The organism is Micromonospora sp. NPDC050495, assembly GCF_040655175.1.
Taxonomy (GTDB): Bacteria; Actinomycetota; Actinomycetes; order Mycobacteriales; family Micromonosporaceae; genus Micromonospora.
The window spans coordinates 1-19,618 of the sequence record NZ_JBFAJK010000017.1 but is presented as its reverse complement, the minus strand read 5'-3'; the positions used below and the strand labels follow the sequence as shown (position 1 = coordinate 19,618).

Below are 19,618 nucleotides of genomic sequence, written 5' to 3'. Positions count from 1 at the left end.
CGGCCCGGCACCGGCCATGCGGGCCAATCCGGGGCGGAGCCGGGGCACCCGGCTGGCGGGCGTACCGGGCAGGGGTGTGCCGCCGGCCGGAGCGGGTAGGCACCCGGCCGGACCGGGGAGGCGGGATGGCGAGCGAGGCACCGGACTACTTCCAGCCCGAGGCGGGGCTGGTGCTCACGCATCTGCTGATCGTGCGGGACGTGGACCGGTCCCGGGAGTTCTACCGGCGGGTGCTGGGCGCCACCGTGGTGCGGGACCGCCGGCCGGCGATCCTGCGCCTGCACAACAGCTACCTGGTGCTCAACACCGAGGGCGGTCCGACCGACGACAAGCCGGACGTCCGGGCCCAGGCGCCGGCGGACTCGACGACGCTGAGCAGCGCGTTGAACATCCGGGTCACCGACGTCCGGGCGGTGTACGAGCAGTGGCGGTCCCGGGGTGGGGAGTTCCTGACCGAGCCGAAGGACCACGGCGTCGAGATCCGCTGCTACCTGCGGGATCCGGACGGCTATCTGATCGAGGTCGGCCAGGGCACCGGGATCCTCGCCGAGATGGGCCGGGCCGTCGCGGCCTGAGCCCCGGCTCCCGGCGGGCCGGTCAGTCCCGGGGCGGGAAGAGCATGCGGGCCAGCACGAGCATCATCGCCGCGAAGCCGCCGACCAGGGCCAGCCACGACCAGGCCCAACCGACGGTGAAGCCCAGCACCACGAACGCCGCGATGGCGACCAGCCAGAGGGTGAGGGTGTAGATGCCGAACCGGGCGGCGGCGGCCGGGTCGGTGGTGAAGCGGTCACCGACGTCCTGGTGGGCGGCCTGGTGGTGGCGTACCCACGGCTTGTGCCGGTTGGTCTGGGTGGCGCCGAGGTAGGTGAACGCGACGGCCGCGGCCACGACGGCGAGCACGCCGCCGATCAGCCAGGGCAGCTCCGCCCCGGTCAGGTAGCGCCAGGCGGCGCCGGCGCCGGCGAGGGCGACCGTCGTGGCGGCACCGTAACCGGCGGCGCGGCGGCCGGGCATCGGGTAGCTCATGGTGGTCTCCTGCCGCAGCGCGTCGGCCACGATCAGGCCGGCGGGCAGCGCGACGGCGGCGATCGCGGCCAGCCACGCCGGGTCGGGCACCGCGACGTCGAGCGCGGCCAGCACGAGCACGGCGAGCGCGGCGACCGCGATGGCGGCGAGGACGACGGTGCGGACCAGGAATCCGGGCTTGGGCCGGACCCGGAGCCGGGCCCACGCGGAGGCCGGCGAGTCGGGCGCCGACGCCATCTCGTCGACCAGCGACCGGACGTCGCCCAACTCGGCCGTCGCGCGCTGCACGGCGGCGGCGGGGGAGAGGCCGGCCCGTTCGAGGTCGGCCACCCGGGCCACCAGGTTCGCCCGGATCTCCTCCTTCAGGTCCTGGACCTCGGGGGTCATCTCGACGTCCGCGAAGGCCTGGTCGAGGAGGCGGTGGAGGTCGGTCGCGGCGCTGCGGGTGGTGCCGTCCGAGGTGGTCATGACGATGCCTTTCCGGTGGTCCGTTGCCGGGACGTGGGTTGATCGCCGAGGTCGAGCAGCGAGTCGATGAGGTCGCGGGTGACCACCCAGGCCGCGACGCTGCGCCGGTAGACGGCGTGGCCGGCGTCGGTGATCCGGTAGTACTTCCGCCGGCCGCCCTGGGTCTCGTCACCCCAGTAGGCCTCGACGAGCCCGTCCTTGGCCAGGCGCCGGTAGCTCGCGTACAGCGTCGCTTCCTTGATCTCGTACGCCCCGCCGGTCGCCTCGCGGACCGTCTTGAAGATCTCGAACCCGTAGCTGTCGCCGCGGCGCAGGATCCCCAACACGATCGTGTCGGTGTGGCCGCGGAGCAGGTCGGCGGCGAAGGCGTCACCGAGCAGGGCGGCGTCGCTCTCGCTTCTCTCAAACATGACTAGTACTTTATCAGATCTAGTACTAGGACAGCTATAGGCAGCGACGGCCGCCCTCCGTGGGGGAGGGCGGCCGAAGGCGGGCGGGCTCAGCCGAGCTTGGGCGTGGCCCGGGCGATGATCGCGGCGAAGTCCACGGCGGCCGGCAGGGTGCCGAAGGCCTGGCCGTGGTCGCCGCCGAGCCGCGAGGCGCAGAAGGCATCGGCGACGGCCGGGTGCCCGTACCGGACCAGCAGGGCGCCCTGCAGGACCAGGGCCAGCCGTTCGACGACCCGGCGGGCGCGCAGTTCGAGGTCGGCCTGGTCGGCCAGCTCGGCCCGCAACTGGCGCAGCGCGGCGTCGAGCCGCCGGTCGGCGCCTTCCGCGGCGCTCACCTCGGTCTCGAACGCCGCCATCACCTCGGGCTCCCGGGCCAGGGCGCGCAGCACGTCCAGCGCCGCCACGTTGCCCGAGCCCTCCCAGATCGAGTTGAGCGGTGACTCGCGGAACAGCCGGGGCAGGCCCGACTCCTCGACGTAGCCGTTGCCGCCCAGGCATTCGAGGGCCTCGGCGGCGTGCCCCGGCCAGCGCTTGCAGACCCAGTACTTGCCGACGGCGAGGGCGAGCCGCTTGAACGCGGTCTCCCCGGCGTCCCCGCGCGCCGACCGGTCGGTGGCGCCGGCGAGCCGCATCATCAGCACGGTGGCGGCCTCGGACTCGACCGCGAGGTCGGCGAGGACGTTGCGCATCAGCGGCTGGTCGGCCAGGTAGCGGCCGAAGGCCTGCCGGTGGGCGGCGTGGTGGACGGCGGTGATCACGCCCTGCCGCATCCCGGCCGCCGCGCCGATCACGCAGTCCAGCCGGGTCAGGTTGACCATGTCGATGATGGTGCGGACGCCCCGACCCTCGTCCCCGACCCGCCAGGCGACCGCGTGCTCGTACTCGACCTCGGCGGAGGCGTTGGACCGGTTGCCGAGCTTGTCCTTCAGCCGCATCAGCCGCATCGGGTTGCGGGTGCCGTCGGGCAGCACCCGCGGGACGAGGAAGCAGGTGAGCCCGCCCGGCGCCTGGGCCAGGGTCAGGAAGACGTCGCACATCGGCGCCGAGGTGAACCACTTGTGCCCGACCAGCCGGTAGCTGCCGTCCGGCTCGGGGTGGGCGGTGGTGCTGTTGGCGCGGACGTCCGAGCCGCCCTGCTTCTCCGTCATCGACATGCCGGCCAGCAGGCCCCGCTTGCCCAGCGGCGCGCGCAGCCCGAAGTCGTACGTCGTGGCGGTCAGCAGCGGTTCGTAGCGGGCAGCCAGGTCCGGGGCGTGCCGCAGCGCGGGCACGGCCGCGTAGGTCATCGAGATCGGGCAGCCGTGCCCGGCGTCGGGACGCCAGACGTAGAACTTGGCCGCGCGGGCCACGTGCGCGCCGGGCCGGTCGTCGGACCAGGGCGCGGCGTGCAGGCCGTGCCCGACCGCGGTACGCATCAGCTCGTGCCAGGCCGGGTGGAACTCGACCTCGTCGATGCGGTGGCCGTAGCGGTCGTGGGTACGCAGCACCGGCGGGTGCTCGTTGGCCAGCCGCCCCTGCTCGATCGCCTCCTCGCCGCCGCCGAGCCGGCCCAGCTCGTGCAGCTCGCCGGCGGCCCAGCCGGCGCCCTCGCGGTCCAGCCCGCTGAGCAGCGCCGGGTCGTCGGCCGCGTCGTAGCCGACCAGCGGGGGAACCTGGTTGCGGACCTCGTGTGTCGTCACGGCGTTACTCCCAGCGCGCGGTGGATGAAGGTGACCAGGTCGGGGATGGTGTCGGGGCCGGCGACCCCGGCGGCGAGGGGGCCGACCATGGCCTCGGCCAGGGCGCCGACCAGGGCGGTCGCGGTCAGCTCCGGGTCCTGCGGGGGCAGCTCGCCCCGGCCCACCCCGGCCGTGACGTAGCCGGCGATCAGGTCGGCGTACGCGCGGCGGAAGACCAGCCGCTCGGCGTCGACCGCCGGGTCGACCGGCTCGGCCAGCAGGGCGTACGCCAGGCGGGGTGCGCGCAGCGCGCGGCCGCAGAACGTCTCGGCCACGGCGGCCACCTGGGCGGCGGCGCTGCCCAGCGGCGCGGCGGCGCGGGCCACGGCGGCCACCTCGCGCCCGGACGCGGTGCGGAACACCTCGGCGAACAGCTCGGCCTTGGTGGGGAAGTGGCGGTAGACGCTGCCGGTGGCGACCCCGGCCCGCTCCGCGACGGCGGCGACCGAGCAGCCGGCGTAGCCGTGCCCGGCCATGATCTCGAGCGCGGCGGTGATGATCCGCTCGCGGGAGGCGCTCAGCCGGGCCTTCACCCGCTCGGTGCTGCGGTACGGCACGCAAGAAGTGAACCATCGTTCATAGCTTGCTGGCAAGGCGGGCCCGCGTCCCGTTCGGCGTCGCCTGCCGGGTTCCGCGCGGGGAATCGGTCACAGCTTGGCTGCGGTCCTTACTCCTGATCTTGGAGTGGCCCCGCCGATCGGGTAGCGTCCCCCGGCAACGCCGTCATTTGCACCAGCCCTGGCTGCGCGTTCGCCGGGGTCAAACGGAGGGACACTGCCGTGAAGGTCCGTAGCGCAGTCCGCAGGACTGGCCTCGTCGTGGCGATCGCCGCCCTCGCGGTGAGCGCGGGATGCGCCAAGAAGGAGCAGGGCGAGGTCCAGGCCGACGGGGTCAAGCTCGTCGAGAAGGGCAAGCTCACCGTCTGCACCCACCTGCCGTACGCGCCGTTCCAGTCCAAGGACGCCGCCGGCAAGGTGATCGGCTTCGACGTCGACCTCATGGACCTGGTCGCCAAGGACCTGGGCGTCGAGCAGACGATCATCGACACCCCGTTCGAGGGCATCAAGTCCGGCCAGGACCTCAACGCCGGCAAGTGCGACGCGGCCGCGGCCGGCATGACCATCACCGAGGAGCGGAAGAAGGTCATGGACTTCTCCGCCCCCTACTTCGACGCCACCCAGGCGCTGCTGGTCAAGACCGGCAAGCCGTACAAGTCGCTGGACGACCTCAAGGGCAAGAAGCTCGGCGTCCAGGCCGCGACCACCGGCCGCGACTACGCCAAGAAGTACGCCGACGAGAAGGGCCTGCAGCTCGTCGAGTTCGAGGACCTCGCCGCCGAGCAGCAGGCCCTCGCCAACGGGCAGATCGAGGGGGCCATCAACGACCTGCCGGTCTGGACCGAGTACATCAAGGAGCACCAGGGCGGCTTCGAGGTCGCGGCCGAGTTCGACACCGGCGAGCAGTACGGCTTCTCGGTGAAGAAGGACGGCAACCCGGAGCTGCTCAAGAAGATCAACGACGCGCTGGCCAAGGCCAAGCAGGACGGCACGTACGACACGATCTACGCCAAGTGGATCGGCAAGAAGCCGAACGCCTGATCGGTTTCCGGAGGGCGCGCCCCGGTGGGCGCGCCCTCCGCGCCGTCAACCCCGCACAGTCAAGGAGCGTCGAACCGTGAAGCTGCGCCGTCGCCAGCGAGAACGGCTGTCCCTCTGGCTCCAGTACCTGGCCTTCGTCGCGGTCATCGCCGTGGTGCTCCTCGCCGCGGACTGGGGCCGGCTGCGGGAGGCCTTCTTCCGCGTCGACATCATCGAGTCGATGTTCCCGACGGTGATCACCGTCGCGCTGCGCAACACCATCCTCTACACCCTGGGCGCGTTCGCCTTCGGCCTGGTCTTCGGCACCATCCTGGCGCTCATGCGGCTGTCCCGGGTCGCGCCGTACCGCTGGGTGGCCACCGCGTACATCGAACTGTTCCGGGGCCTGCCCGCGCTGCTGGTGCTCTTCCTGGTCGGCTACGGCATCCCGATCGCCTTCCCGGAGCGGGAGATCCCCGGCGGGGTGTTCGGGTCCATCTCGATCGGTCTCGGCCTGACCGCCGCCGCCTACATGGCCGAGACCATCCGGGCCGGCATCCAGGCCGTGCCGAAGGGACAGATGGAGGCGGCCCGCACCCTGGGCATGTCGCACTTCACCGCGATGCGGACCATCGTCATCCCGCAGGCGTTCCGGATCGTGATCCCGCCGCTGACCAACGAGCTCATCCTGCTCACCAAGGACTCGTCGCTGGCCTACGTGCTCGGCGTCACGGCGCAGACCATCGAGGTCACCAAGTTCGGCCGGGACACCCTGAACGACCGGGTGAACGCCACCCCGCTGCTGGTGGCCGGCCTCACCTACCTGATCATCACCCTGCCCCTGTCCCAGGTGGTACGACGCCTCGAACTCCGCTACGCCAAGGCTCGGTGACCCTGATGACGACTTCCCCGTCCCGGCCCGCCGTCGAGATCCGCGACCTGCACAAGTCCTTCGGTCCACTCGAGGTGCTCAAGGGCATCGACTTCGAGGTCGGCCACGGCGAGGTGGTCTGCGTGATCGGGCCCTCCGGCTCCGGCAAGTCGACCCTGCTGCGCTGCGTCAACCTCCTCGAGGAGCCGACCGCCGGCAAGATCTGGGTCGACGGGACCGAGATGACCGACCCGGACGTCGAGATCGACGCGGTCCGGCGCGGCATCGGCATGGTCTTCCAGTCGTTCAACCTCTTCCCGCACCTGACCGTGCTGGCCAACCTCACCATCGCCCAGCGCCGGGTGCTGCGCCGCGGCCGGGCCGAGGCCGAACGGGTCGCCCGGGCCAACCTGGCGCGGGTCGGCCTCACCGACAAGGCCGGCGCGTACCCGGCGCAGCTCTCCGGCGGCCAGCAGCAGCGGGCGGCGATCGCCCGGTCACTGTCCATGGACCCGAAGCTGATGCTCTTCGACGAGCCGACCTCCGCGCTCGACCCGGAACTGGTCGGTGACGTCCTCACCGTCATGCGCCAGCTCGCCGAGGAGGGCATGACCATGATGGTGGTCACCCACGAGATGGCGTTCGCCCGCGACGTCGCCGACCGGGTGGTGTTCATGGACGGCGGCGTGGTGGTCGAGCAGGGGCCGCCGCGCGAGGTGCTCGGCGCGCCCCGGCACGAGCGCACCCGCTCCTTCCTCTCCCGGGTGCTGGACCCGACCCACGTCGCGCAGCTCGACCCGCCCGGCCAGTCCGCCGAACCGCCCGCCTCGCCCGGCCTGCCCGCCGACGACCGGCACCAGATCTGACCCGCCCGGCGACCGGCGCAGCGCCGCCCGCCGGGCCACCCCGCGCCGCCGGCCGATCCGCTGCCGCGCCGGTTCAGCGGGGTGCGGCCGGGCGGTTCAGCGCGGTGTGGCCGGGCGGTCCCGCAGGCGGCCGGCCAGGTCGCGGACGGCGGCGGCGAAGCGCGGGTCGTACTCGCTGGGCCAGTGCCCGACGATCGGCGGCGGCACCGTGTCGTTGGGCGGCACCACCACCCCGGTCGGGTCCCGCAGCCGCCGGTCCACCGTCGCCGCCGGCCCGGTCACCGTGGCCGGCTCGCCGGGCCGGTGCGGCGAGAAGACCCAGCCGCCGATCGCGTCGGTGTCCCGCCACAGGTTGAGCCAGCGCCAGCCGACCCGCCGCCCCAGCTCGCCGAGCACCTCGTCGTGCACGTACGCGGGGAACCAGCGCGCGTACAGCCGGCGGATCGGAGCGCCGTAGGTCAGCAGGGCCACCCGGTCGGCGGCCGCCGGCGGTAGTTGCAGCACGGCCGCGGCGAGCAGCATCGAGCCGTGGCTGTGCCCGGTCAGCAGCACCCCGTGGCCCTGCCCGGTCAGGTAGCTGATCCGGCGGCTGAGCTCCGGCACGGCCCGCTCCGCGTAGCAGGGCGGCGCGAACGGGTGCGCGGCGCGCGGCCAGAAGGTGCCCACGTCCCACAGCACGCCGACGAAGCGGCGGAACTCCGGCGTCCGGTACGCGAAGAGACCGCCGATGATCAGGCCGAGGACCACGGCGGCGATGACGTAACTGCCGAGGAGCAGGCTGAAGTTGACCAGGTCCCCGGGGATCGGGGTCCAGCGCTCGATCAGGTCGCTGGGATACTCGCGGACCATGCCGAGGGTGCTGGTGGCCATGCCGACCCCGGCCAGCGCCGCGTAGATGAGGGCGAGCGGCGTCAGCCACTCGGTGAACCGGGCCCGGGCGATCATCCTGCGCACCTGCTGCCGGCGCAGGTCCGACTCGGGCGGCGCGGCGGGGAAGTCGCGGTCGACGATCTCCCGCGCGGCGCGCCGGCGGGCCGGCCCGGACGCCACCGCCACCACCGCGGCGGCCACCGCGGCCACCGCCACCGCCAGGAAGAACCCGAAGATCGCCCACTTGAAGGCCAGCGGCGGGCTGCTGGACAGCCGCTCGGCGGCCTGCGCGCCCCGGTCCAGCAGGTCCGCCACCCGGTAGACCGCCTCGCCGGAGAAGGCGACCGCGAGCCCGGTCGCGACCGCGCCCATGACCGGGGCGCCGAGCGCCCGCAACCGGTTGCCGCCGGGCGCCCGCCCCCGGGCCCACCACACCGCCCCGGCGAGCACCACGAGCAGGACGGTCTGGCTCAGGAAGAACAGACCCAGGATCGTCGGGTACGCGGGCAGACCGGTCGCGGCCCGCCAGGGCGCCGGCTCGACGGCCACCGCGACCAGCACCACCCCGGTGAGCGCCAGCGCCGCCACCCGCAGGCCGCGTACGCCCCGGTCCAGGAGCCGGCTCGGCTCGGTCCGGTCCATCAGCGGGTACGCGCAGACCAGCCCGACACAGGCGGCCAGGAGCAGTCCGGTGAGCCCGGCCAGCGGCAGCGCCCAGGGCACCGCCGCCGGGCCGGCGATCCGGGCGGCCAGCAGCACCGCGTCCAGGGTGGCCAGGGCGGCGGCCACGTGCACCGCGCGCAGCCGGGCCACGATCGGCGCGGCGTCCCACTGGCCGACTGCGGTGAGCTGGTGCTCGCCGGAGGTGGTCAACGTGCCGCGGAACTCCGAAAATGTCCAGCCCGGCCGGGTGCCCAGCCGCCAGACCAGCGCGACCGCCGCGACCGGCACCAGCGACATCAGCGCCAGCCGCAACCCCACCGGCCGGCCGCCCAGCCAGGACACCCAGCTCCGGCCGGCCACGCACCGGGGCGTGCCCATGCACCGCCAGGCGACCAGGTCCAGCGCCACCTCCGCCACGGTGAGCACGTACAGCGCCGTGAGGGTCAGCGCGAGCACCCGGCACAGGCCCTTCACCACGGCGGTGGAGGCGGTGCCGCTGGCCGGGCGCATCCAGATCGCCATGTTGCAGAGCATGAACGGCAGCAGGAACACCAGCGACAGGGTGCGTACCGCCGTGCCCGACGGCAGGTCCCGCCACCGGTACGCCTCCAGGATCACCCCGCCCGCGCCCCGGGTGTCCGGGTAGCCGGGGCGGGGGCGGTAGAAGCCGCCGCTGCGGTCCCCGGCGACCTGCCGCACGTGCGGCCGGTCCAGCACCTGCTCCGCGCCGGCGCCGGAGACCCCGTGCACCCGCAGCTCGACGATCTCCGTCGGTGGGTCCGGCTGCGCTGGCGCGTCCGACATCGATCCCCCGCGTGGTGGTGGCACCGGTACCGCGAAGCCCGGTGGGGCGCGCACGGCGCGGCGGTCTACCCGTTCCGCGCCCGCTCACACGCCCCCGGCGGCGGTGCCGCCGCGACGCGGCTCAGGGCCGCGCGTCGGGTCCGGAGTGCGGCACGACCGCCACCGGGCAGTGCGCGTGGTGCAGCACGGCGTGGCTGACCGAACCGAGCAGCAGCCCGGCGAGGGGCCCCCGGCCGCGGGCACCGACGACCACGAGCTGGGCCGTCCGGGACGCCTCGACCAGGGCCCCGGCGGGGGAGCCGCGGACCAGCCGCTGCTGCACCGGCACGTCGGGGTGGCGCGCGGCGAGTCCGTCGACGGACTCGGCCAGCAGCCGCTGCCCGCCCGCCGCCAGCGCGTCCAGGTCGTGGCCGAGCGGCAGCACGTCGCCCGGGGTGACCGGCGTCGGGTAGAGCCAGGCGTGCACCGCGACCAGCGGGGCGCCGCGTCGGGCCGCCGCCTCGACCGCCCACCCGAGCGCCGCGGCGGAGGACTCGGAGCCGTCCACCCCGACCACCACCGGGCCGGTGGCGCGCGGCTCGCCGCGGACGACCAGCACCGGGCACTGGGCGCGGGTGGACACCTGCACGGTCACCGAGCCGATCAGCAGGCCGGCGAAGCCGCCGAGCCCTCGGTTGCCGAGCACCAGCAGCGCGCCGTGGCAGGCCTCGTCGAGCAGCACCCGGACGGCCGCGCCGTCGACCACCGCGCCGGTGACCGGCAGGTCCGGGGCCACCGCCGCGGCCTCGGCCACCGCCTCGGCGACGTACCGCTCGGCCTGGTGGCGCAGGCCACCGGTGGCCGGGCCGCTCGGGTCGGGCCCGAGCGGCACGTTCATCAGTGGCCAGATGAACGCGTGCACGATCCGCAGCGGTCGCCGCCGCAGCACCGCCTCCCGGGCGGCGGCGCGGACCGCCTCCAACGCGATCGCCGAACCGTCGACCCCCACCACCACCGGGTTGCCGTTGTCGCTGGTCATCGTGACTCACTTCCGTTGCGGTCCGCGCCGACCGGGGCCGGCCCGGCCGCCGTGTCATCGGTGCCGGGCGCGGTCGCGCCCGGCCCGTCCGTCGTGACCCGGCCGCGCCCGGCCCGGGTCAGCCACAGCACCAGGCCGGGCAGCGTGCTCACCACGGCACAGGCCAGCAGCTCCGCCGCGCCCAGCGGCTCGGTGCCGAGCAGGCCGCGCAGCGGCGGCAGCAGCACGCCGGCCAGTTGCAGCAGCGCCGAGAGCGCCACCGCGGCCGGCAGGGCGAGGTTGCGCTCCGCCGAGCCGGGCGTCCGGGGCGCCCGTACCGCCAGCGCGACGCCGAGCTGGGCCAGGCCGAGCACCACGAAGACCACCGACTGCCAGGGGCGGTCCCACCGGGCGGCGAGCGCTCCCGCGCCGAGCACCACCGCCGCGATCAGCCCACCGGTGAGCAGCACGTCGCGGCCGAGCCCGGCGCCGAGCACCGACTCCTGCGGGGACCGGGGCGCCCGGCGCAGCAGCCCCGGCTCCGCCGGCTCCGCGCCCAGCGCCACCCCCGGCACCCCGTGGGTGAGCAGGTTGACCCAGAGGATCTGCGCCGGCAGCAGCGGCACGGCCAGCCCGAACAGCGGGCCGAGCAGCATCACCGCGATCTCCGCGACGCCGCCGGAGAGGGCGTAGCGCAGGAAGCGCCGGATGTTGGCGTAGATCCGGCGGCCCTCGCCGATCGCGGTCGCCACGGTGGCCAGGTCGTCGTCGACCAGCACCAGGTCGGCGGCCTGCCGGGCCACCTCGCTGCCGCCGCCCATGGCCACCCCGATGTCGGCGCGGCGCAGCGCCGGGGCGTCGTTGACGCCGTCGCCGGTCATCGCCACCACGTGCCCCTGGGACTGCAACCCGGCGATGATGTCGAGCTTCTGCTCCGGCTGGGTCCGCGCGTACACCCGGGTCTGCGGGTGCGCCCGCGCCAGGTCGCCGTCGTCGCCGCAGGCCAACGGCTCGCCCTCGTGCCAGAGGCCCAGTTGGCCGCCGATCGCGGTGGCGGTGGCCGGGTGGTCGCCGGTGATCAGCACCAGGCGTACGCCGGCCGCGTCGAAGCTGCCGGCCACCTCGGTGGCGCCGGCGCGCAGCGGGTCGGCGATCGCCACCAGCCCGACCGGGTGCAGCCCGGTCGGCCGGGCCGGGTCGGCCGGCGGGGCGTCCCGTACGGCGGAGGCGACCGCGAGCACCCGGAGGCCCTCGCCGGCCAGCCGGCGCGCGGCGGCGATCAGCTCGGCGGTCTCCGCGTCGGTGGCGTCGACCAGTGGCGCGCGCAGCACGTTCTCCGGCGCGCCCTTGCAGGCCACCAGGTACCGGCCGTCGTCCGCCCGGTGCACGGTGGTCATCCGCCGCAGGTCCTGGTCGAACGGGTGCTCGGCGACCCGCGGCCAGGCGGCGCGGGTCTGCTCCGGGTCCAGGCCGCAGCGGGCGGCGAACGCCACCAGCGCCGCTTCGAGCGGGTCGCCCACGGCGGCCCAGTCCGGCCGTTCGTCGGTGGGCGGGGACAGCGTGGCGTCGTTGCAGAGCAGCCCGGCCCGCGCCAGCCGGCGCAGTTCCTCCGGTACGGTCACCGGCTGGCCGTGCCGCTGCACGGCGCCCTCCGGCCGGTATCCGTGGCCGGTGATGCCGTACCGGGTGCCGTCCCGGGTGATCGCGTGCTGGACCGCCATCCGGCCCTCGGTGAGCGTCCCGGTCTTGTCGGAGGCGATCACCGTGACCGAGCCGAGCGTCTCCACGGCGTGCAGCCGCCGGGGAATGGCCCGCGCCCCGGCCATCCGCCGGGCGCCGAGGGCCAGCGCGAGGGTGACCACGGCCGGCAGCGACTCGGGCACCGCCGCCACCACCAGGCTGACCGCGGTGACCGCCATGTCCACCACCGGCCGGCCGCCGGCCACGCCGATGACGAACACCAGGGCGGAGAGCACCACCGCGGCCAGGCCGAGGACCCGGCCGAGGGCGGTCAGCCGGCGTTGCAGCGGGGTGGCGGCGGGCCGGGTGGCGGAGACCAGCGCGGTGATCCGGCCCAGCGCGCTGGCCGCGCCGGTGCGCGCCACGGTGCCGGTGGCCCGGCCGGTGGTGACCACCGTGCCGGCGCTGGCCTCGTCGCCGGCGCCCCGGGCGACCGGCACCGACTCGCCGGTCAGCGCCGACTCGTCGAGGTGCAGCCGGGCGGCCTCGGTGAGCAGCAGGTCGGCAGGGACCACGTCGCCGGCCTCGACGCGGACCAGGTCGCCGCGGACCAGACCGGCGGCGGGCAGGACGAGGTCCCGGCCGTCGCGGACCACCCGGGCGGTCGGCGCGGCGAGCCGGTCCAGCGCGGCGATCGCCCGGTCCGCCCGCACCTCCTGCACCACGCCGATCACGGTGTTGACCAGCACCACCAGCAGGATCACCGCGGTGTCCGGGTAGTCCCGCAGCACTGTGGTCACCACGGCGGCGGCCAGCAGCAGCGCGACCAGCGGGTCGGTGAGCTGGCGCACGATGCGGGTGGCCAGGTGCCGGCGCTGCGGGGTGGCCGTGCTGTTCGGGCCGTCGGCGGTCAGCCGGGCCGCCGCCTCCGCCGAGCTGAGGCCGGCCCCTTCGCCGGGCGTGCCGGGGCCGGCATCGGGAAGGACCTCGGTCGCACTGGTCACCGGCCGTCCCGTCATCGCGCTCCACCCCTTCCGGCCCGCGCCGCCGTGGCCCGCCCGCACCTTTCATGGTGGTTCATCCGGCCCCGCGACGGCCAGTGAAGATCAGCACAGCCGGCCGGGCCGTTGGGCCCTTGCGCCGGCGGCACCGGCCCGGGCGGCCGGCTCAGCGGGAGGCGAGGGCCTGCTCCGCGTACGCCCAGAGCCGGTCGGCGGCGGCCGGGTCGACGGCGTGGGCGGCCACCCCGCCGGTCGCCTCCGGTCCGCCCGCCACCACCTCGGCCTCCTGGTTGTCGTCGAAGTACCGGCCGGTGACCCCGTCCAGCAGCGGCGAGGCGGCAAGCAGCACCGAGGTCGCCGCGCCCTGGGCGGGAGTCTTGTAGTAGGGCGGTTCGACCCGGTTGCCGGCCTCGTCCATCGCCCCGAACGCGCGCAGCGTCGCCGCGTCCATGTGCCGTTGCAGGTTCGTGGTGATGTAGCCGGGGTTGAGCGCGTTGGCGGTGATCCCGTCCCCGGCCCAGTGCCGGGCGATGCCCACCGCGAGCAGGACGCCGGCGGTCTTGGACCGGCCGTACGCCGCCCACGGGTCGTAGGGCTGCCGCGCGAACTGCGGGTCGTCGAAGTCGAACGCCTCGCGCAGGTGCGCCCCGGAGCTGACCACGACCACCCGGGCGGAGCCGGCGCGCAGGTTGTCGTGCAGGCCGCGGGCGAGCGCGAAGTGGCCGAGGTAGTTCGTCGCCAGTTGCAGTTCCCAGCCGGCGTCGGTGAGCCGCCGCTCGGGCAGTGCCATGATCCCGGCGTTGGCGACCAGGGCGTGCAGCGGGCCCTGCCAGTCGGCGACGAAGGCGTCGACGGAGGCCAGGTCGGCCAGGTCGAGGGCGGCCCCCCGGACGCTGCCCGGGCCGGGGCCGGCGAACTCGGCCACCAGGTCCGCGCCGTGGGCGGGATCGCGGGTGGCCACGGTGACCTCGGCGCCGGCACCGGCCAGGGCGCGGGCGGTCTCCCGGCCGATGCCGGAGGCGCCCCCGGTGACGATCATGCGGCGCCCGGCGAGGTCGACGCCGGTCAGGATCTCGGCGGCGGAGGTACGGGCGTGGAACGGTGTGCTGAGGCGGGCGCTGCGGGTCATGACCCGTACGCTACGGAGCGTGACCCTGGACCGCCGGTAGTTCGACGTCCGGCATTCTTGAGCGACCGTCCACCGGAGGCGTGCCCTGGGCTGGCTGGCCGGCCCGGTGGTCGGCGCTGAGCGTCGCCGTCAAGCGGGTCACCGGCCGGGCCCCGGGCGCCTACCGGCAGTCCGCGCGCTCCGGTGACCGTTACCCTTCCTGAGGCATCCCAACAGGGGGACGGCCCAGGACGAGGGGGACGGCGACGGTGCCGAAGGCCTACTGGATCACCACGTACCGGTCCATCAGCGACGAGGCGAAGGTCGCCGCGTACGCGGAACTGGCGGGGCCGGCGCTGCGCGCGGCCGGCGGCACGTTCCTGGCGCGCGGCCTGCCGTCGCACGCGTTCGAGGCCGGCCTGGTGGAGCGGACGACGCTGATCGAGTTCCCCAGCGTCGACGCCGCGCTCGCCGCCCACGGCAGCGCGGCCTACCAGGAGGCGCTGCGGGCGCTCGGCGACGGCGCCGACCGCGATCTGCGCATCATCGAAGCCGCGGCCTGACGCCGGCCGGCGGTCGCCGCCGGGCCGCCACCGCGGGGTCGCCGGGCACGAACCCGTACCGGCGGCACCTCTAGGCTTGTCGGCATGCTTGCCCGGCACCGCGTACCCGCCCCGTCCGACGGTCCCGCCGCAAGCGCGGGCGGGTCGGGGCGGTGACCGGGCCCACCGTGCCGGCGCAGCGGGGCGCGCCGCCCGCGCCGCGGTCGAAGCTGGCGGACCGCTGCGCGCTGATCGCCGACTCGCGCGCCTTCGACGTGGTGATCGTCGTGGTCATCATGCTGAACGGGGCGGTGCTCGGCTTCGAGACCTACCGGGACCTCGGGGCGGCGCACCCGGCCCTGCGGTGGTTCGAATGGTTCTTCCGGCTCGTCTTCGTCGTCGAGATCGCGATCCGGGTGCTGGCCTACGGCCGCCGGCCGCAGGACTTCTTCCGGCACGGCTGGAATGTCTTCGACTTCCTGGTCACCGCCACCATCTTCATTCCGGGCCTGCACGGCGACTCGGGGGTGCTGCGCTTCCTGCGGGTCGCCCGGGTGCTGCGCCTGGTGCGCTTCTCACCCGGGCTGCGCACCATCGTGGCGGCGCTGTGGCGCAGCCTGCCCGGGGTCGCGGGTTTCCTCGCGCTGGCCGCGGTGACCCTCTACATGTACGGCATGGCCGGCTGGCTGATCTTCGGGCAGCGCTACCCGGAGCAGTACGGCGACATCGGCCGCTCGCTGCTGACCCTGTTCGTGCTGCTGTCGCTGGAGACCCTGCCGGATCTGGTCGAGCAGGGCATGGCGGTGTCGCCGTGGACCCTGGTCTACTACGTCAGCTTCGTCCTGATCACCGTGAACCTGCTGCTCAACATCCTGATCGCGGTCATCGTCAACTCCATGGAGGAGGCTCGCCGGTTGGAGATGACCGAGCGGCTGGCCCCGGACTACGACGAGGACGGCGACGGGTTGCCCGACGAGTTGGACCGGATCGCGCTCACCCAGCGGCTGGACGACCTGCGCGCCGTCATCGCCGCGCTCGAGCGGGAGTTGCGGATCGACCGGGAGGACGCACCGGCCCGGCCGCGCCAGCAACGGGAGCCCACCGGCTGACGACCTCGCCCCCGGCGCACCCGGGGCGAGGACGGCGCGCCGGCCCGCCGCCACCGCGCCGGCCCCCCGCCCCGGCGGAGCCGGCCGGCACCCGCGGGCGCCGGCTCCCTCCCGCCGGAGCCGGCCGGCACCCGTGAGCGCCGGCCTCCTGCCCGGCGGAGCCGGCCGGCACCCGTGGGCGCCGACCGGTCCGCGCGGCGGTGACGCCGGCTACCCGGCCTGCCGTTCGGCGGGCGGGTCCGGCGGCAGCAGGTCGGCGAGGGGCACGTCCGGGTCGGCGAGCCGGTCGAGGTCGACCGGGTGGGCCGCCGTGACGAGCCGCCGGATCGCCGGGACGACGTCCCACACGTTGACGTTCATCCCGGCGAGCACCTGCCCGCCGGCGGTCCAGAACGCGATGAACTCGCGCTTGGCGAGGTCGCCCCGGACGACCACCCGGTCGGCCGCCCCGGGCGGGGCGTGCCCGACGTACTCCATGCCCAGCTCGTACTGGTCGGTGTAGAAGTAGGGCAGGTCGTCGTAGCTGACCGGCTGGCCGAGCATGGCCCGGGCCGCGGCGGGGCCGCCGTGCAGCGCGTTGGCCCAGTGCTCGACGCGCAGCCGCCGGCGCAGCACCGGATGGTAGGCGTTGGCCACGTCGCCGGCGGCGTACACGTCCGGGTCGGCGGTGCGCAGGGACGCGTCGACGTGGATGCCGTTCTCGACGGCGAGGCCCGCCGCGGTCGCCAGCTCGGTGTTCGGCCGCACGCCCACGGCGACCACCACGGCGTCGGCCGGCAACTCGGTGCCGTCGGCCAGCCGGACCGAGGAGACCCGATCGGTGCCGCGGATCTCGTGCACCTCCGCGCCGAAGTGGAAGGTGACGCCGTGGTCCCGGTGCAGGTTGGCGAAGACCCCGGCGATCTCGTCGCCGAGCACCCGGCGCAACGGCAGCGTGGCCGTCTCGACGACGTCGACGGTGGCGCCGCGTTGCCGGGCGGCGGCGGCCACCTCCAGGCCGATCCACCCCGCTCCGACGATCACGACGCGCGCGCCGTCGACCAGCGCGGCGCCGATCCGGCGGCTGTCGGCGAGGGTACGCAGCCGCAGCACCCCGGCCAGGTGGGCGCCGGGCGCCGCGAGGTCGCGGGGCGTGGCGCCGGTGGCCAGCAGCAGCTTGTCGTAGCGCAGCTGCTCGCCGTCAGCGAGGCGGACCGCCCGGGCGGCGCGGTCGACGGCGACCGCCCGGGTGGCGGTGCGCAGGTCGACGTCGTGCGCGGCGTACCACCCGGCGTCGTGCACGAACACGCTGTCGGGTTCGGCCCCGCCGGTCAGCAGCCCCTTGGACAGCGGTGGGCGTTCGTACGGCCGCTCGGGTTCGTCGCCGAGCACGACGATGCCGCCGGCGAAGCCCTCCTCCCGCAGCGTCTGGGCGGCCCGCGCACCGGCGAGCCCGGCGCCCACGATCACGAACCGGTCGGTTGTCGACATCGGTCCAGCTCCTTTCTGGCGGTACGCCGGTCAGCGGGGGCCGACGCCGGTGAGGGTGAAGAACTCGGCGCGGGAGCGGTGGTCGTCGCGCAGGGTGCCGAGCAGGGTGGAGGTGATGGTGCTGCTGCCGACGGCCCGCACGCCGCGCAGGGTCATGCACAGGTGTTCGGCCTCGATGACCACGCCGACGCCGCGCGGGCGCAGGTTCGCGGTCAGCCAGTCGGCGATCTGCTTGGTGAGGCGCTCCTGGACCTGGGGGCCGTGGGCGAACAGCTCGACCACCCGGGCCAGTTTGGACAGTCCGAGGATGCGGGCGCCGGGCAGGTAGCCCACGTGCGCGACACCGACGAACGGCAGCAGGTGGTGCTCGCAGACCGACCGGATCGGGATGGCCCGGGCCAGCACCAGCTCGTCGTAGCCCTCGTCGTTGGCGAAGGTGGTGAGCTGGAACTCGCGCGGGGTGAGCAGTTCGGCGTAGGCGCGGGCCATCCGGCCCGGGGTGTCGGCGAGCCCGTCGGCGGAGAGGTCCACCCCGAGGGCGGCGAGGAACTGCGCCGCGGCCCGTTCGGCGGCGGCCGGGTCGGGGCGGGGACGCTGGTGCTGCACCCGCAGCGCGGTGACGGTCACCTCAGCGACCGCCCACGCCGAGGGCCGCGAGCGCGGTCAGCACCAGCGTGGCGACGGCGAACAGGCCGTGGCCGACGACCACCGGGACGGGGAAGCGGGATTCGGCGGTGCCGGACCGGCGGGCGGGGATCCAGCGGGCCAGCATGGTGAACCCGAGCAGGGCCACCGGCAGCAGCGCGGCGAACGCGACCCAGGCGAGCACGCGGTCGTCGAGGACCAGGTGGACGATCCACAGCACCAGCCCGATCGCGGCCAGCGCGAAGTGACCGAACACCAGGCCCGGCGCCAGGCGGCTGCCGCTGTCCGGTCGGTGGCCGCCCCGGCTGATCCAGGTGCCGAGCATGACGAAGCCACCGGCGGCCGTGATCAGCCAGGTGACGAGTGCGGCGATGCCCATCAGTCGTTCTCCTTCTCTGCGTGGTGGTAGCCCTGCGCCTGGGTGCGCTCGTCGGCGACCCGGACGCCGTAGCGGTAGGCCAGCTCGCCGCCGAGGTACCCGCCGACGGCCAGCCCGGCGAGGCCGACCGCGGAGAGCGCCAGCGGTCCCGCGCCGGGCGGGCCGCCGTCCCGGAGCGCGAAGTTGACCGCGTACCCGCCGGTGACCGCGAGGTTGATCGCCATGTGCGCGAGCGCGGTGCGGAAGGCGCGGGTGCCGGTGGGGATGGCGAACAGGTCGAGGAAGCCGACCAGCGCGGCGGCGAGCGCGCCGACGACGCCGAGGCCGATGAGCCACCGCGCGCCGTCGGCGAGGTCCGGTGACCCGGGTACGAAGCGGGTGGCGAGGTCGAAGGCGAAGCTGGCCACCCAGGCGCCGATCGGCACCGCGACCAGCGCGGGATGCAGCGGGTGGCCGTAGCGGCCGGCCAGTGTGGTCACCGGATGCTTGGCCTGATCCATGGGTCGCACGGGGAACCCCCAGGGGATTTTCACCAATGCTCATTGGTGATAGCGGTCATGCTGCCCCAGCGCGTCCGGAATTTCAATAGCCATCGTTGGTGATAACCTCGTGGCGTGAGCGGCGGGGAGCGCTGGAACGCGATGGCCGCGCTCGTCGACCGGTCCCGACGGGCGCTCTACGACTACGTGTGCCGGGCCGACCATCCGGTCACCCGCGAGGAGGCGGCCGCGGCACACGGGATGTCCCGCAACCTCACCGCGTTCCACCTCGACAAGCTCGTCGAGTCGGGACTGCTGCGGGCCCACTACGAGACGCCGGCCGACCAGCCCCGGGGGCGGGGCCGCACACCGAAGGTCTACGAGGCGGCCGGCGACGGGCTGGCCATCACCGTCCCCGAGCGGCGCTACGAGCTGATCGCCGAGATCCTCGCCGACGCGGTCGCCGAGGACCCGCACGACGCCCCCGAGGCGGCGCGGCGGCACGCCCGGCAGCGCGGCCGGGACCTCGGCGTACGCATCCGCGAGGCCGACGAGGACCTGGTGGGCGTGCTTGCCGGCCTCGGCTTCGAACCGGAGTCGCTCGGCGACCAGGTGCTGCTGCGCAACTGCCCGTTCCACGCCCTGGCGGCCCGGCAGACCGCGCTGGTCTGCGGGCTCAACCACGCCTTCCTCGGCGGGCTGGTCGACGGCGCCGGCCGCACCGACCTGCTGCCCCGGCTCGCCCCCCGGCCCGGCGCCTGCTGCGTCCGGCTGGACGCCACGCCGGACCGCTAGCCGCAACGCCGTTCAGTTAGGCGTGGGCGAGGCCGGTCAAGGGGTGTGTTGATCAGAGAGCGGGAAGCGGAGTTCCGGTATCAAGGTTTGTCACTCCA

19 protein-coding genes are annotated in these 19,618 nt (G+C 74.9%); 7 read left to right on the top strand and 12 right to left on the bottom strand.

The features are described from left to right. The first annotated feature begins 125 nt into the window (after nt 1-125). Nucleotides 126-575, top strand: a complete 450-nt coding sequence (locus tag AB0I11_RS18320; protein ID WP_357321266.1) for a VOC family protein — start codon at nt 126-128, stop codon at nt 573-575. A gap of 22 nt (nt 576-597) precedes the next feature. Here the strand turns inward: AB0I11_RS18320 and AB0I11_RS18315 are convergent, their stop codons facing one another. The 4 genes from AB0I11_RS18315 to AB0I11_RS18300 form a co-directional block, all read right to left on the bottom strand. Beyond that, on the bottom strand, nt 598-1,497 hold the full coding sequence (locus AB0I11_RS18315; protein ID WP_357321263.1) for a permease prefix domain 1-containing protein: 900 nt from the start codon (nt 1,495-1,497) through the stop codon (nt 598-600). Beyond that, the gene (locus AB0I11_RS18310; RefSeq protein ID WP_357321260.1) at nt 1,494-1,907 is read right to left on the bottom strand and encodes a PadR family transcriptional regulator; all 414 of its coding nucleotides are present in this window, start codon (nt 1,905-1,907) and stop codon (nt 1,494-1,496) included. Before AB0I11_RS18310 ends, AB0I11_RS18315 begins: the two co-directional genes overlap by 4 nt. Before the next feature lie 89 nt (nt 1,908-1,996). Then, nucleotides 1,997-3,625, bottom strand: a complete 1,629-nt coding sequence (locus tag AB0I11_RS18305) for an isovaleryl-CoA dehydrogenase (RefSeq protein ID WP_357321257.1) — start codon at nt 3,623-3,625, stop codon at nt 1,997-1,999. After that, nucleotides 3,622-4,221: a TetR/AcrR family transcriptional regulator gene (locus AB0I11_RS18300; RefSeq protein ID WP_357321254.1), complete on the bottom strand. Its 600-nt coding sequence runs from the start codon at nt 4,219-4,221 to the stop codon at nt 3,622-3,624. Before AB0I11_RS18300 ends, AB0I11_RS18305 begins: the two co-directional genes overlap by 4 nt. 261 nt (nt 4,222-4,482) lie before the next feature. Here AB0I11_RS18300 and AB0I11_RS18295 point away from each other — a divergent pair, with 261 nt between their 5' ends. The 3 genes from AB0I11_RS18295 to AB0I11_RS18285 all read left to right on the top strand — a co-directional run bounded on the left by AB0I11_RS18295 (nt 4,483) and on the right by AB0I11_RS18285 (nt 6,978). After that, complete coding sequence (locus tag AB0I11_RS18295) at nt 4,483-5,262, top strand: basic amino acid ABC transporter substrate-binding protein (protein WP_357321251.1); 780 nt, start codon at nt 4,483-4,485, stop codon at nt 5,260-5,262. Between the two features lie 76 nt (nt 5,263-5,338). Beyond that, nucleotides 5,339-6,133, top strand: a complete 795-nt coding sequence (locus tag AB0I11_RS18290) for an amino acid ABC transporter permease (protein WP_357321248.1) — start codon at nt 5,339-5,341, stop codon at nt 6,131-6,133. A 5-nt stretch (nt 6,134-6,138) separates the two neighbouring features. Next, complete coding sequence (locus AB0I11_RS18285) at nt 6,139-6,978, top strand: amino acid ABC transporter ATP-binding protein (RefSeq protein WP_357321246.1); 840 nt, start codon at nt 6,139-6,141, stop codon at nt 6,976-6,978. A gap of 96 nt (nt 6,979-7,074) precedes the next feature. On the opposite strand, the gene AB0I11_RS18280 is transcribed toward AB0I11_RS18285, so the two are convergent. The 4 genes from AB0I11_RS18280 to AB0I11_RS18265 all read right to left on the bottom strand — a co-directional run bounded on the left by AB0I11_RS18280 (nt 7,075) and on the right by AB0I11_RS18265 (nt 14,122). Then, nucleotides 7,075-9,315, bottom strand: a complete 2,241-nt coding sequence (locus AB0I11_RS18280) for a hypothetical protein (protein WP_357321243.1) — start codon at nt 9,313-9,315, stop codon at nt 7,075-7,077. A gap of 121 nt (nt 9,316-9,436) precedes the next feature. Further along, complete coding sequence (locus tag AB0I11_RS18275; RefSeq protein WP_357321240.1) at nt 9,437-10,333, bottom strand: universal stress protein; 897 nt, start codon at nt 10,331-10,333, stop codon at nt 9,437-9,439. Then, nucleotides 10,330-12,996, bottom strand: coding sequence for a cation-transporting P-type ATPase (locus AB0I11_RS18270; protein WP_357321237.1), 2,667 nt, complete (start codon nt 12,994-12,996; stop codon nt 10,330-10,332). The genes AB0I11_RS18275 and AB0I11_RS18270 overlap by 4 nt, the downstream gene beginning before the upstream one ends. Before the next feature lie 163 nt (nt 12,997-13,159). Next, nucleotides 13,160-14,122, bottom strand: a complete 963-nt coding sequence (locus tag AB0I11_RS18265) for an SDR family NAD(P)-dependent oxidoreductase (RefSeq protein ID WP_357321234.1) — start codon at nt 14,120-14,122, stop codon at nt 13,160-13,162. Between the two features lie 248 nt (nt 14,123-14,370). Between AB0I11_RS18265 and AB0I11_RS18260 the strand changes: the two genes are divergently transcribed. Continuing rightward, a complete protein-coding gene (locus tag AB0I11_RS18260) occupies nt 14,371-14,664 on the top strand; it encodes a DUF1330 domain-containing protein (RefSeq protein ID WP_357321231.1) in 294 nt (97 codons plus the stop codon). A gap of 152 nt (nt 14,665-14,816) precedes the next feature. Further along, on the top strand, nt 14,817-15,752 hold the full coding sequence (locus AB0I11_RS18255; RefSeq protein WP_357321228.1) for an ion transporter: 936 nt from the start codon (nt 14,817-14,819) through the stop codon (nt 15,750-15,752). Nucleotides 15,753-15,962: 210 nt separating this feature from the next. Here the strand turns inward: AB0I11_RS18255 and AB0I11_RS18250 are convergent, their stop codons facing one another. Genes AB0I11_RS18250 through AB0I11_RS18235 form a run of 4 tightly spaced genes read right to left on the bottom strand, consistent with a single transcriptional unit; the run spans nt 15,963 to nt 18,746 of the window. Continuing rightward, nucleotides 15,963-17,222, bottom strand: coding sequence for an FAD-dependent oxidoreductase (locus tag AB0I11_RS18250; RefSeq protein WP_357321225.1), 1,260 nt, complete (start codon nt 17,220-17,222; stop codon nt 15,963-15,965). 30 nt (nt 17,223-17,252) lie between these two features. Beyond that, the gene (gene folE, locus AB0I11_RS18245; protein ID WP_357321221.1) at nt 17,253-17,849 is read right to left on the bottom strand and encodes a GTP cyclohydrolase I FolE; all 597 of its coding nucleotides are present in this window, start codon (nt 17,847-17,849) and stop codon (nt 17,253-17,255) included. Nucleotide 17,850: 1 nt separating this feature from the next. Further along, nucleotides 17,851-18,246: a hypothetical protein gene (locus tag AB0I11_RS18240; RefSeq protein ID WP_357321218.1), complete on the bottom strand. Its 396-nt coding sequence runs from the start codon at nt 18,244-18,246 to the stop codon at nt 17,851-17,853. Then, nucleotides 18,246-18,746 (bottom strand): DUF2231 domain-containing protein, encoded by a 501-nt coding sequence (locus tag AB0I11_RS18235; protein ID WP_357321215.1) that lies wholly within the window; start codon nt 18,744-18,746, stop codon nt 18,246-18,248. The genes AB0I11_RS18240 and AB0I11_RS18235 overlap by 1 nt, the downstream gene beginning before the upstream one ends. Nucleotides 18,747-18,860: 114 nt before the next feature. On the opposite strand from AB0I11_RS18235, the gene AB0I11_RS18230 reads away from it, so the two are divergent. Further along, nucleotides 18,861-19,520, top strand: a complete 660-nt coding sequence (locus AB0I11_RS18230) for a helix-turn-helix domain-containing protein (RefSeq protein WP_357321212.1) — start codon at nt 18,861-18,863, stop codon at nt 19,518-19,520. Nucleotides 19,521-19,618: the final 98 nt, after the last annotated feature.